Annotated in this window: 2 protein-coding genes; both read left to right on the forward strand. The window is 73.1% G+C overall.

Translation table 11 applies throughout. The features are described from left to right. A partial coding sequence (locus tag AB0L75_RS44265; RefSeq protein ID WP_365191949.1) for a tripartite tricarboxylate transporter substrate-binding protein occupies nucleotides 1–861 on the forward strand: 861 nt, incomplete at its 5' end. After that, the coding region (locus AB0L75_RS44270) for a tripartite tricarboxylate transporter TctB family protein (RefSeq protein WP_365191950.1) at nucleotides 858–1318 on the forward strand (461 nt) is incomplete at its 3' end. The genes AB0L75_RS44265 and AB0L75_RS44270, both read left to right, overlap by 4 nt.

The raw sequence follows: 1318 nt of genomic DNA on the forward strand, positions 1-1318 counted from the left end.
CTGACCCTCATCGCCCCCGCGGCCGCCGGCGGCGGCTGGGACTCGGTCCAGCGTGAGATGCAGCAGACGATGCGCGTCAACGGGCTCGTGAACAACGTCCAGGTGGTCAACATCCCCGGCGCCGGCGGCAACATCGCCCTCGGTCAGCTGACCACGATCGAGGACGCGAACAACCTCATGGTGGGCGGCACCGGCCAGATCGCCGCCCACGCGGCCCGTGGCACCGGCCCCGAGCTCTCCCAGGTCACCGCGGTCAGCCGCGTCGTCGAGGAGTACAGCCTCGTGGTGGTCCCGGCGGACTCGCCGTACCAGAGCATGGACGACCTGGTGACCGCCTGGCGCGCCGATCCCGCCCACGTGGCGTGGACCGGCGGCGGCTCCTTCGACCAGCTCGTCATGGCGGACATCGCCCGCACGGCCGACGTGCCGGTCGCGGACACCACCTACATCCCGTCCGACGGCGGCGGTGAGGCCATCCAGGCCCTGCTCAACGGCACCGCCCAGGCCTCCGCCGGCGGCTTCGCGGACATCTACCCGCAGGTCGAGGCTGGCCGACTGCGCGCCCTCGGCGTGGTGGCGGCCGAGCCGCTGGCCGGCGTCGAGGAGATCCCGACCCTGCGCTCCCAGGGCTACGACGTCACGCTCACCAACTGGCGCGCCCTGTTCGTGCCCCCGGGCGTCTCCGCGGAGGAGCGCACCGAGCTCGAGGCCCTCATCGCCGAGGCGGTCGACACCCCCGAGTGGAAGGAAGCGGTGCAGCGCAACTACTGGAACCCCGTGCCCCTCTCCGGCGCCGAACTCGAGGAGTTCATCGCCGCCGAGAAGGAGCGCATCGGCACGCTGACGGAGGAGATCAAGTGAGCCACGCATCCACCGTCCCACCCGCCGCCGACGCCCCCTCCCGCTGGGGGCGCGCCGCCGGGCTCTCCGCGCTCGTCATGCCGGCCGTGCTGGCCGCGTTCAGCCTCTACCTGCTGCTGGGATCCCTGGCCATGGACACCGAGGGCGCCGACTTCCCCGGCCCGGACTTCTTCCCGCTGATCCTCGCGGTCGCGGGCCTCGTGATCGCCGCCGCGCTCGCAGTGGAGGTCGTGCGCGTGCGCCAGGCCCCCGAGGGTCAGGCCGACGCGGACGGCGAGGTCGGCCAGGCGGCCGGCCCGCTGACCCTGTTCCACTCGGACTTCGGTGCGCTGGCCTGGTGCTTCCTCGGCTTCCTCGCGTTCGCCGTCCTGCTGCCCTGGCTGGGGTGGATCCTCGCCGGGGCGCTGCTGTTCTGGTGCGTCACCCGCGCGTTCGGCGCCCCGCACCCCGTGTTCGA

It is taken from the genome of Streptomyces sp. NPDC052101 (assembly GCF_040680235.1).
Lineage (GTDB): Bacteria > Actinomycetota > Actinomycetes > Streptomycetales > Streptomycetaceae > Streptomyces.